Raw genomic sequence first — 13,095 nt, forward strand, 5'->3', positions numbered from 1 at the left:
GAGTCCCTTCTGGGTCGCCACTTATGCTGGCATGGCTCAACGGTAGAGCAGCTGATTTGTAATCAGCAGGTTGTAGGTTCGATTCCTATTGCCAGCTCCAAAGATTCTGAATTAATTCAGAGTCTTTTTTTATTTTTTGAATTAATACATAAGTAAAAAATAATTAAATACATAAAAATTAAATATATAAATATTAAGGATATATTTTAATTTAAAATAAATTATTGTCATAAAGGTATATAATTATATCTTTACAAACGAATATTTGTTCGTTAAAATAAGAATATAAGTTAATTTTGAGGATGTGATATTTGTGGAGAATAAGTCCGAGAGAATAATATTTCACATAGATGTTAACTCTGCATTTCTATCATGGACAGCTATAAATTTATTAAAATGTGGAGAAAGTGAAATAGATATAAGAAAAATTCCTTCTATAATAGGTGGAAGTATAGAAGATAGAAGAGGAGTAGTTTTAGCAAAATCAATTCCAGCTAAGAAATTTAATATAATAACCGGAGAACCTATAGTAGTTGCGTTGAAAAAGTACCCTCAATTAAAAGTTTATCCACCAGAACATAAACTATATACAAGGTTTAGTAATGATATGTATAAATTGTTAGAGCCATATTCTGATTTTATTGAAAGGTATTCTATAGATGAAGTTTTTATGGAAGCAAGTCATTTTAAATATGACTACATGGAAAAGGCTAAGGAGATTAAAAGAAAAATAGAAGAAGACTTGGGTTTTACAGTAAATATAGGAATAGGAAATAATAAGTTATTAGCTAAGATGGCTAGTGATTTTTCTAAGAAGAATTCTATCCATACATTATTTAAAGAAGAAATAAAAATAAAGATGTGGCCACTTAAAGTAGGCGATTTATTTATGGTTGGAAAAGCAGCAGAAAAAAAGCTTATAGATTTAAATATATTTACAATTGGAGATTTAGCAAATTATAATTTGAGCATTTTAAGAAATATATTTAAGAGCTATGCAAATATAATTTATGAATATGCCAATGGAATAGATAATTCACCCATAAACTGTGATAATTATGTGGATGTAAAAGGCATAGGAAATTCAACTACTACAAGCAAGGATATATTAAGTACAGATGAAGCTTTAAAAGTATTATTGTCACTTACTGAAAGCGTAGCTAAGAGACTTAGAGCTAATAAGTCTTTATGTGGTATTGTAGTTGTATCAATAAAGTCGAATATATTTACAACTTATTCTCATCAGAAAAAGTTTTTAACCCCAACAGATTCGACTGAAGAAATTTTTAAATTAGTGAAAGTAATATTTAAGGAGATGTGGCGTAGAGAACCCATAAGATTATTAGGAGTCAGAGTAACTAAGTTGAGTGATAATAGTATATATCAAAAATCTTTATTTGATGATGAAAAAATAGATAAACAAAGAAACTTAGATAGTACTATAGATAAGATAAGAGAAAAGTATGGAGATTCATCCATAATAAGATCTACCTTTATAAGCTCAAATAATAAAAGGGGCTTAGAAGATGAAAAAGCAGAAGATTTTTTAATGATGGGAGGCCTTTATGATTCTTCTAAATAAAAAAAACATCCTAACTTAATATAAGTATAAGTTAGGATGCCTTTGATCAAATGAAATTATTTAGAGGATGCTTTACTATTTAAATTTTTTTGAAGCCTTATATCATCACCATAAAACTTAAACAAAGAAAAATTACCAAAAAGTCTAGAGGTAATACGTTCTGAATAGATAGATAATAATTCATCTAAAGAAAAGTTACTAGATATTAACATTTTTTTATTTCTTAGAAGCTTTGTATTCAGTAGGTTAAATAACTCAGATATAGCAAATTCTGAGGATACTTCTGTACCTAAGTCATCTATTATAAGCAAATCACAATTAATTAGGTGATCTTCTAGAGTTGAATTGTTATTAAATCTTATATCTTTTAAGTTTTTAATCAATTCTTCAGAAGTCTTATACACTATAAAATATCCATTATCTATTAATTCTTTTGCGATACAGTGAGATAAAAAGGTTTTTCCAGTGCCTGGATTACCATAAAAAAGAAGATTTTCTAATGTTGACTCAAAGTTTGCTATATATCTAAAACATTGATTTACAATGCTTTTTATATTTTCCTTTGGACTATATTTTTCACGGCCAATTCTTTTATCACTATAGAAGTCCATATTAAAATTAGCAAAATTATGATCATCAGAAACTATGAATAAATCACTATTTCTATAATAAAAACTATTAAGTTTTTGTTTATAGCAACTACATTTTTGTAATCCTATAAATCCAGTATCATTACATTTATTACAATTATAATGAATATCTAGATAATCTAAAGGATAACCGTTTGATACCAGTAACTCAGTCTTTTTAACTCTTAAATTAGTTATATTTTCCTTTAGTTCTTTTAAATGTTGTTCTCTATTAGGCGCATCCTGAAAGGCGGCTAGGGAAACCTTAATACATAGCTTCCCTATATGATTTTCAATATCATCTATTTCAGGAACACGTTTTTTTACTTCTGATTTTCTTAATTCTAAAGCATTTTTTTGATTTTCCTTTATTTTATCATAAAGTTTCATAATTTCTAAATGATATTTATTAGTCATTATTATCCCATCCTAAAAGTTTTCTTTCTAAATCTTCAAAATCATAGGTCCTTTGATCGTAACTATGAAATTTACCTTTGCCTTTTTTTGTATTGGTATTTGAAACTTCATTAACAATAGGTTTAAAATTAATTTTTTTCTTGTCTTTTAACTCAATATCTTGAAGAGTTTTAATTTTGTCTTTAAACCAACTATTAAGTATACCATCAATATATTTAAAGTCGGCTCTATTTAGTCTTTCAAAGCATATGTCACAAGCTTTATATATAATTTCTAAAGAAAAATTATATACATTTAACCATTTTTCCAAAAGCTCTTCTTGAGGTTTCATAACATCACCATTTTTCAGACCTAAATAAGTTAAGATTTTTCTTATATTAATCCATTTATCCTCATGCTTTTTTATAAAGTCTTGTGCTTCGTCTATACTAGTTATATTGTTATCACTCCAAGATACAGCTATTTTCTCAATATATCTATAGTCAGATTTTCCTTTAGAAACACAATATTCTATAAGTAAAAGTATAATTTCAGGAGAAAAATTAAAGTCGTTTTGCCATCCGAGATAAGTAGTCATTTCTTTGGGCGAAAGTGGACGTGCTAATAATCTTTCTATATCTTGCAACATATCTTTAACCATAGAATTATCTAGTTCTTTTAATAAATTCACAGATTTTCCGTTATCGGGAGCCTTAGTTAGTTCTAAGAATTCTATATTATAATTTCCCATATTATCTATGGGAACTAATCTTATAACACCTTCGTCATTCCAATAATTCCAAGCATTTATTACGTCAGTTTCTAATAAGGATAGAGCTGAAGCTATAAGAGTTGAGTTTACACCGATTTCTCCACTAACACAATATTTAAGACCAAGTAAATAAACTTTTATATACTCGCCTCTAGCCTTTGCCATGAAGTTATCTATAAACACATTGCTTACGGGAGTATAATCTAAATTTTTGGTTTTAAACATAAAAGTACTCATAAAATCTCAACCTTTCCATGTTATCGTAATGTAATAGCATTACATTAAACTCTTGTTGAAAACTAAGGTTATAATTATATATAAGTAAATAAATTATTTATTTGTTATATAAGTTATATCTTATTGCTCTATTTTTATAACCTTTTAGAATAAGTTTCAATTAAGAATTATATTATAACCTTAGTATATCATATAGTAAACCTATTAAAAGTAAAATTTAATAATTAATAAATGTATAGATATTAGTATATAAAATTAATATTTTATTAATAATAAAATTGACTATTGTTTTGTACATTATGTTTAAAATAATTTCAATGGGGTATATTATCATTGTAGTAGGGAGGTAATACAATGATGAAAAATATACTACGAGAATTAGTCATAGTATGTGTATCACTCTTATGTATTTTAACTATGATTACCATGAATCCGGTAGAAGCAAAAGAAAATGTAAAAGCGAATGAAAAAATAAAGGCAGTAGTTATGAAATCAGATGGTGTAGAAATTGGCATAGTTGCTGATGAAGCCACAGGTAACAATGCTCTTAATAAAGTAAGAGATATCTATATAGATACATGTAATATAGATAATGTTAAAGATATTGCTGTAAATAATAAGATAGTATATGAAAAAATAATTTGTAATAAAGAAGATGTTTTAAGTGAAAGTGAAATTTCTAATAAAATAATAGGATACAATAATACAAATGATAACAGTTTAATTAACTTTACAGTTACAAAAGAAAATCAGGTTAAATATATACAAAAGACTAATAATTCGCAAGTTGCTTTTACGCCTCTTAGTAGGGGGAATACCCAAATAAATAGAGAGGTTTTTTTACACAATTCAATAACAACACCTATAAAAGGTATACTAACTTCCACTTTTGGTGAGAAGAGAGAAGGATATTATCATAAGGGAATTGATTTGGCTGCTAATACAGGTACTGAAATTCAAGCTGCATTAGATGGAACAGTGAGCTTTTCAGGGATAGCAGATGGGTATGGTAAAGTAGTAATAATCGACCATAGTGATAACTTGCAGACTGTATATGCACATTGTAGCAAATTAAATGTGTCTGAAGGTGAACAGGTTCTAAGAGGGCAAGTTATAGCAGAAGTTGGTAATACTGGAGATAGCACAGGTCCACATCTACATTTTGAGATAAGAGTAGATGGAGTTCCAATAGATCCTTTGGGATATACAGGGATAATTGGATATTAAATTTTTAATAAAGTCTAGATTTATCTAGACTTTATTTTTGGTAAAAATGAATAAATTGTGACAAGTTAAATTTTTGGTAAAAATAAAAGTAAAAAAAATATATTGACTTTGTTTTTCTTTAGTAATATACTTTGATTATCAAACTATTTGAAAGTCAAACAAAAGGAGAATAAAGTAGAATGAAATCCTTAAATTCAAATAAATACGTATTAAATGAATTATTAGTAACTATATTTAATGATATTCTAGAGATTGAACAAACTGCTCTACAAGAAGGAGTACTTAAAGATTTATCGGTTACAGAGATACATACTATTGAAGCTATAGGAATGTATCATCCAAGAACAATGACGGAAGTAGCAAATGATTTAAATATTACAGTAGGTACTTTAACTACAGCCATAACGAAACTTGTAAAAAAAGGATATGTAGAACGTACAAGAGGAGAAGAAGATAGAAGATCTGTAATGATAGCTCTTACTAGAAAAGGAAAGTTAGCATATAGAGTTCATGAAAAATTTCATCAGGACATGATTAGTGAAACTATAAAAGGTTTAACAGATGAAGAGGAAGAAGTGCTAATAAGATCTCTAGAGAAAGTAAATAGCTTCTTTAAGTCAAAATACAATCTTAAAAAATAAGTAAAGGAGAATAAATGTGATTGGTTCAAGAATACTAGGAACAGGTTCTTATACACCATCTAATATAGTTTACAATAAAGATATAGAGAATATTGTAGATACTTCAGATAGCTGGATTAGAGAGAGAACTGGAATTGCGGAAAGAAGAATTTCTACTGGAGAAGATACTTCAGAATTAGCAATAAAGTCAGCTCTAAAGGCTTTAGAGGATAGTAATGTAGATGGTAAAGAAATTGATTTAATTTTAGTGGCTACAGTTTCACCAGATAGTTTAATTCCATCAGTTGCATGTAATGTACAAAAGGAAATAGGTGCTGTAAATGCTATGGCTTTTGATATAAATGCTGCATGTAGTGGGTTTATATTTGCGTTAGATATAGCTAAGGGATATATAGAAACAGGTAGGGCTACAAAAGCTTTAATAATTGGAGCAGAGGTATTATCTAAAATCGTAAATTGGGAAGATAGAAATACTTGTGTATTATTTGGAGATGGAGCAGGAGCTGTAGTTATAGGAAAAGATTCTGAAGAGCATATAAGTTATATCAACTGTAAAAGTGTAGGATCTAAAGGTGAATCCCTTACTTGTGACATACTTCCTATGGAGAATATATGTACCAAGGAAGTTATAAATAATAATAAGATTCAGATGAATGGAAAAGATATTTATAAGTTTGCTGTTAAGGTTATGGAAGAGGAATTTAATAGAATTATTCAAAAAAGCAATATAAAAAAGGATGATATAGATTTTATACTTCCACATCAAGCTAATATAAGAATGATAGAAAGTGTTAGTAAGAAAATTGATATACCTTTATCTAGATTCATTATAAATTTAGACAAAAAGGGTAATACATCTAGTGCAAGTATTCCAATAGCTTTAGATGAAGCAAATAAAAATGGTCAAATCAAACAAGGAAGTAACATAGTAATTATAGGATTTGGTGGTGGACTAACCTATGGTAGTGCACTGTTAAAATGGAATAAATAATTTAAAATATATAGGAGGAATAAAAAATGGTATTAGAAAGAGTAAAAAAAGTTATAGCAAAAGAACTAGGTGTAGAGGTAGAGGAACTAAATATACAAGCAAGTTTTACAGATGATTTAGGAATAGATTCTCTAGAAATATTTGAAATTGTTATGAGTTTAGAAGAAGAGTTTGATATTGAAATTCCAAATGAGGATATAGAAAACATAAAAAATGTTCAAGATATTTCAAGCTATATAGAAAGCAAAGTTAATTAAAACAAAAGGTCAGATAGCTATCTATCTGACCTTAACCATAGGAGGTATATATGTTCAAATCAGATATATGTGAAGCTTTAGGAATACAATACCCAATAATTCAAGGGGCTATGGCTTGGATTGCAGATAGTGTATTAGCAAGTAGCGTATCAAATGCGGGAGGGCTTGGAATTATAGCGGCAGGAAATAACTCTCCAGAAAATGTTAGATTAGAAATAAGAAAAGCTAAAGAGCTTACAGATAAACCTTTTGGAGTAAACATAATGCTTCTTAGTGATAATGCTGATGAGGTTGCTAAGATTGTTTGTGAAGAAGGAGTAAAGGTTGTTACAACAGGTGCAGGAAACCCAGGTAAATACATGAATATGTGGAAAGATCATAATATTAAGGTTATTCCAGTAGTAGCTTCAACAGGGCTTGCAAAACGAATGGAGCGAAGTGGAGCAGATATGGTAATTGCTGAAGGTTGTGAAGCTGGTGGACACATAGGAGAACTTACAACTATGGCACTTCTTCCTCAGGTTGTAGATGCTGTAAATATACCTGTTATAGCAGCTGGTGGTATAGGAGATTCTAGAGGAATGTTGGCTGCATTAGCATTAGGTGCTAATGGATTTCAAGTAGGAACTAGATTTCTAGCAGCGAATGAGTGCACTATTCATGAAAATTATAAAAAAAAGGTAATAGAATCAAAGGATATAGATTCAGTAGTTACAGGTAGAAGTACTGGGCATCCTGTAAGAGTTCTTAGAAATAGATTATCTAGAGAATATTTAAGACTTGAAAAGTTAGGTACATCAGCTGAAGAGCTAGAACAATTAGGGGTTGGTGGACTTAAAAAGGCTGTTATAGACGGTGATGTAGATAATGGTTCTATTATGGCAGGTCAAATTGCAGCTTTAATAAAAAAGGAAGAAAGTTGTGAAGAAATAATTAAAGATTTTGTAGAAGGTACTGAAACATTACTAAAATCCATGATAAATAAATTTTAAAGTTGAGAGGTAACTATGAAAAATATCGCATTTATTTTCCCAGGCCAAGGAAGTCAGTACGTAGGTATGGGAAAGGAAATACATGAAGAATTCTTAGAAGCTAAGAAAGTATTTGAAAAAGCTAACAAAATTTTAAATAAAGATATAAGTGAGTTATGCTTCAATGGTCCCATAGAAGAACTAACCTCTACTGAAAATAATCAAGTAGCTATAGTAACTCTTTCAATAGCATTATTTGAAATTTTAAAATTTCATGGAATAAATCCTAAGGTTGTTGCAGGATTGAGCCTTGGAGAATATTCTGCTTTAATCTCAAGTGGAATTATGAATTTTGAAGAAGGATTAAGAGTAGTAAGAGAAAGAGGAATATTCATGAAGGAAGATAGTGATAAAACTAACGGCTCCATGGCGGCTATCATTGGTGGGAAAATAGAAATTATAGAAGAAGTATGTAATGAACTTAGTGATAAAGGAATAATAGGTATAGCAAATTATAATTGTAGTTCTCAAATTGTAATTTCAGGAGAGGATTTCTTAGTAGAAGAAGCTATGAGAAGTTTAAAAATTAAAGGTGCTAAGAAAATTGTTAAGTTACCAGTAAGTGGAGGATTTCATACAGAATTAATGGAAAATGCATCTAAAAAATTAGGAGATGTATTAAGTGAGGTAACTTTTAATGAAAGCAATATAGAAGTAATACCTAATGTTACAGGAGAGGTTTTACAAAACGTAATGGAACTTAGACAGTTGTTAGAAGCTCAAGTTAAATCTTCTGTGAAATGGCAAAAGACTATAGAAAATATGATTGATATGGGAATTAATACTTTTATAGAAGTTGGACCAGGAAAAGCCCTTAGTGGTTTTGTAAAGAAGATAAGTAAAGATGTAAAAATATTAAATGTTGAGGATAAAGAATCAATTTATAGTACATTGAAATATTTACAAGAAGCTCATGTATAGGAGAGGATATATATATGTTTAAAGGAAAGAATGTGGTAGTTACTGGAGGAAGTAGAGGTATAGGAAGAGCTATAGCTATAGAGTTTGGTAAAAAAGGAGCTAATGTGGTTATAAATTATGTTAGTAGTGATGCAGAGGCAGAAAAAGTTGCCGAGGAAATAAAAAGTCTTGGAGGAAATGCTATTTTAGTAAAAGGAGATATAAGTAGTTTCGAAGAAGGAAAAAAATTAATAGATGAAACGGTAAAAGTTTTTGGAACTATAGACATATTAATTAATAATGCAGGAATAACAAAAGATGGATTAATTATGAGAATGAAAGAAGAGCACTTTGATAAGGTTATAGATATAAATCTTAAGGGTGTATTTAATACTTGTAAGAGTGCAGTGTCTCACATGCTTAAACAGAGAAGTGGAAAGATTATAAATATTTCTTCTGTAGTAGGAGTTGTAGGGAATGCAGGGCAGGCAAACTATGCAGCATCTAAAGCAGGTGTTATAGGACTTACTAAGTCAATAGCTAAGGAAGTAGGAGCTAGAGGTATAACTGTAAATGCTGTAGCACCAGGATTTATAAAAAGTGATATGACAGATGTATTAAGTGAAAAAGTAAAGGATGGTATGTTAGGACTAATTCCTTTAAATAGATTTGGAAATGTAGAAGATGTAGCAAGGACTGTAGTTTTTCTTGCATCAGAGGGTGGAGACTATATAACAGGTCAAGTTATAAATGTAGATGGCGGAATGGTAATGTAGTTATTTAAGGAGGACATATAAAGTGAATAGAAGAGTGGTAATCACAGGGATGGGAGCATTAACTCCTATTGGTAATGATATTAACAGCTTTTGGGATGGAGTTAAGAATGGTAAATGTGGCATAGATTTTATAAAATCTATGGATGTAGAAAAGTTTAAAGTTAAAATAGCGGCAGAGGTTAAAGATTTTGACCCTACAGAGGTTATTGATAGAAAAGAAGCTAAGAGGATGGATAGATATTGTCAACTTGCTATGGCAGCAGCAGAGGAGGCAGTAAAATCTTCAAATTTAGATTTAGATAGTATTGATAAATATAGATTAGGTGTTTTAATTAGTTCAGGAATTGGTGGACTCGATACATTAGAAAATGAATATAAAAGAATGTTAGAAAGAGATACAACTAAGGTATCACCATTTTTAATTCCTATGATGATAGAGAATATGGCAGGAGGAAATGTTGCTATTAAATATGGTGCTAAAGGGCCATGCCTATCTGTAGTGACAGCTTGTGCTACAGGAACTAATAGTATAGGTGAAGCTTTTGAGATGATAAAGGCAAATAGAGCAGAAGTAATGATTACAGGTGGGACAGAGGCATCTATAACATCAATAGGTCTTGCTGGATTTACTGCATTAACGGCTTTAAGTAAGAGTGAGGATCCTAAAAAAGCATCTATTCCTTTTGATAAAAATAGAAGTGGATTTGTAATGGGTGAAGGAGCAGGAGTTTTAATTTTAGAAGAGCTCCAGCATGCAAAGGCAAGAGGTGCAAAAATATATGGTGAAGTTATTGGATATGGAGCTACTTGTGATGCCTATCATATCACTCAGCCTAGTGCTGATGGAGAAGGGGCAGCAAGAGCTATGCAACTTGCCATAGAAGAAGGAAATGTAAGCTTAGAAGATATATCATATATTAATGCTCATGGAACTAGTACTCCATATAATGATAAATTTGAAACTATAGCTATTAAAAATTTATTTAAAGAGCAAGCCTATAAGATCCCAGTTAGTTCTACAAAATCAATGACAGGACATTTATTGGGAGCATCAGGTGCTATAGAATCAATTGTATGTATAAAAGCTTTAGAGGAAGGGTTTATTCCAGCTACTATTGGTCTTGAAGAGAAGGATGAAGATTGTGATTTAGATTATGTTCCTAATATTGGAAGAAGAGCAGAACTAAAATATGCTTTGTCTAATTCCTTAGGATTTGGTGGTCATAATGCTACACTTTTATTTAAGAAATGGGAGGAATAAATTATGAATTATGAAGCAATTGAAAGGCTAATTAAATTAATAAATGATTCCGATCTTAAGGAATTAGAACTAGAAGAAGCAGGACTTAGAATAAGGATGAGCAAAAATGATTCTAGCAAAATTATTTATAATGAAGATGCTAGAGGATTAAATCAATCTAAAATCACAGATAAATGTGATATAGAGTATGTTAATCATACTAATAATGCAAATGATAATACTTCAGTAATATCAACAAAGCATGAAGAAATAATTACTGAAGAGAGTAATTTAGAAGAATGCTTTATAGTTAAGTCACCTATGGTAGGAACATATTATTCTTCACCTACAGAAAATGGAGAACCTTATATAAAAATAGGAGATTCAGTATCAAAGGAGTCAATTCTGTGCATAATTGAAGCTATGAAATTGATGAATGAAATTGAATGTGAAGTTGAAGGAACGGTGGCTAAAATATTTGTTAATAATGGAGATGTAGTAGAATTTGGTCAGCCTATAATGGCTATAAAACTTTAGAAATATAGATTATATAAAGGAGGTAATATAAATAATGTTGGATGCAATAGAAAGTGATGTAATAAAACTCAATATAAAAGAGATACAAGAAATAATACCTCATAGATATCCATTTTTATTTGTAGATCAAATAGAAGGTTTAGAACCAATGAAAAAAGCGGTAGGATATAAAAATATAACTATGAATGAATATTTTTTTCAAGGTCATTTTCCGCAAGAACCTGTATTACCTGGAGTGATAATAGTAGAAGCGCTTGCACAAGTTGGTGCCATTGCATTACTTTATGATGAAAAGTTTAGAGGCAAGATAGCCTACTTCGGTGGGATAAAAAATGCTAGGTTTAAGAGAAAAGTTATACCTGGTGATAGATTAAAACTAGAAGTTGAAATTATAAAGATAAAAGGACCAATGGGTATTGGTAAAGGAATTGCCACAGTTGATGGAGTAGTAGCTTGTGAATGTGAATTAACCTTCGCAGTAGGAGTATAAAAGTAAGAGAGGTAGCCGTATGTTTAAAAAGATATTAATTGCTAATAGAGGAGAAATTGCAGTTAGAATAATTAGGGCTTGTAGAGAAATGGGAATACAAACTGTAGCTGTATATTCTGAAGGTGATAGAGAAGCTTTGCATGCACAAATGGCAGATGAGTGTGTTTGTATTGGACCATCAGCCTCAAAGGATAGTTATCTAAATGAAAATAATATATTAAATGCTACTATTTTAAAAGGTGCAGAGGCTATTCATCCAGGGTTTGGATTTTTATCTGAAAATAGTAGATTTGCCAAGATGTGTGAAGAGTGTAATATTAAATTTATAGGACCCACAGCAGAAAATATAAACAATATGGGAAATAAATCAAAAGCCAGAGAACTTATGGAAAAGGCTAATATACCAGTAGTACCAGGATCAAAGGGAATTATAAATAATGAAGAGGAAGCTATAGTAATAGCTAAAGAAATAGGATATCCAGTAATGATAAAGGCCTCTAGCGGAGGCGGAGGAAAAGGAATTAGGATTGTAAATAATGAGAATCAGCTTATAAGTGATTTTAATGCAGCAAAGAGAGAAGCGAAAGTTTCATTTAACGATGATTCGATGTATATAGAAAAGTTTATAGAAAAACCAAGGCATATAGAAATACAACTCATAGCAGATAATTATGGAAACACAGTATATCTAGGTGAGCGTGAATGTTCTATACAAAGAAAAAATCAAAAGGTGTTAGAAGAAGCACCATCAGTATTTATAGATGATAGTATGAGAAAAAAAATGGGAGAGACTGCAGTTAAAGCAGCTAAATCTATAGGGTATGTAAATGCTGGAACTATAGAATTTCTAGTAGATAAGCATAAGAAGTTCTATTTCATGGAGATGAACACTAGAATACAGGTAGAGCATCCTGTAACAGAAATGGTAACAGGAGTTGACTTAATAAAAGAACAAATTAGGATAGCTTATGGAGAAAAGTTAAGTTTTTCACAAGAAGATATAAAAATTACAGGTCACTCTATTGAGTGTAGAATAAATGCGGAGGATCCTTATAAAAATTTTAGACCTTGTCCAGGTGAAATAACTAATTTATATGTACCTGGTGGAAATGGGATTAGGTTAGATTCTGCGGTATATCAAGGATATAAAATTCCACACTGCTATGATTCAATGATTGGTAAACTTGTAGTTCACGGTAAAGATAGAGAAGAAGCTATAAGCAAAATGAAAAGAGCATTAAGTGAATTCATAATAGAAGGAGTTAGTACTAACATAGACCTTCAGCTTGATATTTTAACTAATGAGAGTTTTGTAGAAGGAACTTTTGATACAGGGTTCTTAGAAGCATATCTTAATAAAGTTAAATAGTTTAAATCTAAATGAGGTAA

At 30.1% G+C, this 13,095-nt stretch carries 14 protein-coding genes and 1 tRNA gene; 13 read left to right on the forward strand and 2 right to left on the reverse strand.

Annotated features, from left to right (window positions below; translation table 11 throughout):
• Positions 1–25: 25 nt before the first annotated feature.
• A tRNA-Thr gene (locus B3Z56_RS14040) sits at positions 26–100 on the forward strand.
• A gap of 213 nt (positions 101–313) precedes the next feature.
• Entirely contained in the window at positions 314–1,582 is a 1,269-nt protein-coding gene (locus B3Z56_RS14045; protein ID WP_346879047.1) for a DNA polymerase IV, read from the forward strand.
• Between the two features lie 56 nt (positions 1,583–1,638).
• On the opposite strand, the gene B3Z56_RS14050 is transcribed toward B3Z56_RS14045, so the two are convergent.
• Together B3Z56_RS14050 and B3Z56_RS14055 are read right to left on the reverse strand one after the other, a co-directional pair.
• A complete protein-coding gene (locus tag B3Z56_RS14050; RefSeq protein ID WP_346879048.1) occupies positions 1,639–2,628 on the reverse strand; it encodes an ATP-binding protein in 990 nt (329 codons plus the stop codon).
• On the reverse strand, positions 2,621–3,616 hold the full coding sequence (locus B3Z56_RS14055; RefSeq protein WP_346849182.1) for a DnaD domain protein: 996 nt from the start codon (positions 3,614–3,616) through the stop codon (positions 2,621–2,623). The genes B3Z56_RS14050 and B3Z56_RS14055 overlap by 8 nt, the downstream gene beginning before the upstream one ends.
• 354 nt (positions 3,617–3,970) lie before the next feature.
• Here B3Z56_RS14055 and B3Z56_RS14060 point away from each other — a divergent pair, with 354 nt between their 5' ends.
• From B3Z56_RS14060 to B3Z56_RS14110, 11 genes are all read left to right on the forward strand, one after another.
• The gene (locus tag B3Z56_RS14060) at positions 3,971–4,843 is read left to right on the forward strand and encodes a M23 family metallopeptidase (protein ID WP_346849183.1); all 873 of its coding nucleotides are present in this window, start codon (positions 3,971–3,973) and stop codon (positions 4,841–4,843) included.
• Between the two features lie 179 nt (positions 4,844–5,022).
• Positions 5,023–5,484 (forward strand): MarR family winged helix-turn-helix transcriptional regulator, encoded by a 462-nt coding sequence (locus B3Z56_RS14065; RefSeq protein WP_035134559.1) that lies wholly within the window; start codon positions 5,023–5,025, stop codon positions 5,482–5,484.
• 16 nt (positions 5,485–5,500) lie between these two features.
• A complete protein-coding gene (locus B3Z56_RS14070; protein ID WP_346849184.1) occupies positions 5,501–6,475 on the forward strand; it encodes a beta-ketoacyl-ACP synthase III in 975 nt (324 codons plus the stop codon).
• A gap of 26 nt (positions 6,476–6,501) precedes the next feature.
• Positions 6,502–6,732, forward strand: a complete 231-nt coding sequence (gene acpP, locus B3Z56_RS14075) for an acyl carrier protein (protein WP_035134562.1) — start codon at positions 6,502–6,504, stop codon at positions 6,730–6,732.
• Positions 6,733–6,782: 50 nt separating this feature from the next.
• Positions 6,783–7,724, forward strand: a complete 942-nt coding sequence (gene fabK / locus B3Z56_RS14080; RefSeq protein WP_346849185.1) for an enoyl-[acyl-carrier-protein] reductase FabK — start codon at positions 6,783–6,785, stop codon at positions 7,722–7,724.
• A 15-nt stretch (positions 7,725–7,739) separates the two neighbouring features.
• Complete coding sequence (fabD, locus tag B3Z56_RS14085; protein ID WP_346849186.1) at positions 7,740–8,684, forward strand: ACP S-malonyltransferase; 945 nt, start codon at positions 7,740–7,742, stop codon at positions 8,682–8,684.
• A 14-nt stretch (positions 8,685–8,698) separates the two neighbouring features.
• Positions 8,699–9,439 carry a 3-oxoacyl-[acyl-carrier-protein] reductase gene (gene fabG, locus B3Z56_RS14090; RefSeq protein ID WP_346849187.1) on the forward strand — a complete coding sequence of 247 codons (741 nt, stop codon included), beginning with the start codon at positions 8,699–8,701 and terminating at the stop codon, positions 9,437–9,439.
• Between the two features lie 22 nt (positions 9,440–9,461).
• Positions 9,462–10,700, forward strand: coding sequence for a beta-ketoacyl-ACP synthase II (gene fabF / locus B3Z56_RS14095; protein ID WP_346849188.1), 1,239 nt, complete (start codon positions 9,462–9,464; stop codon positions 10,698–10,700).
• A 3-nt stretch (positions 10,701–10,703) separates the two neighbouring features.
• Positions 10,704–11,216, forward strand: coding sequence for an acetyl-CoA carboxylase biotin carboxyl carrier protein (gene accB, locus B3Z56_RS14100; RefSeq protein ID WP_346849189.1), 513 nt, complete (start codon positions 10,704–10,706; stop codon positions 11,214–11,216).
• 61 nt (positions 11,217–11,277) lie between these two features.
• The gene (gene fabZ / locus B3Z56_RS14105; RefSeq protein WP_414632261.1) at positions 11,278–11,706 is read left to right on the forward strand and encodes a 3-hydroxyacyl-ACP dehydratase FabZ; all 429 of its coding nucleotides are present in this window, start codon (positions 11,278–11,280) and stop codon (positions 11,704–11,706) included.
• A gap of 19 nt (positions 11,707–11,725) precedes the next feature.
• A complete protein-coding gene (locus B3Z56_RS14110; RefSeq protein WP_035134569.1) occupies positions 11,726–13,075 on the forward strand; it encodes an acetyl-CoA carboxylase biotin carboxylase subunit in 1,350 nt (449 codons plus the stop codon).
• Positions 13,076–13,095 lie beyond the last annotated feature (20 nt).

This window comes from Clostridium sp. UBA7791, from assembly GCF_002480755.1.
Lineage (GTDB): Bacteria > Bacillota > Clostridia > Clostridiales > Clostridiaceae > Clostridium_J > Clostridium_J sulfidigenes.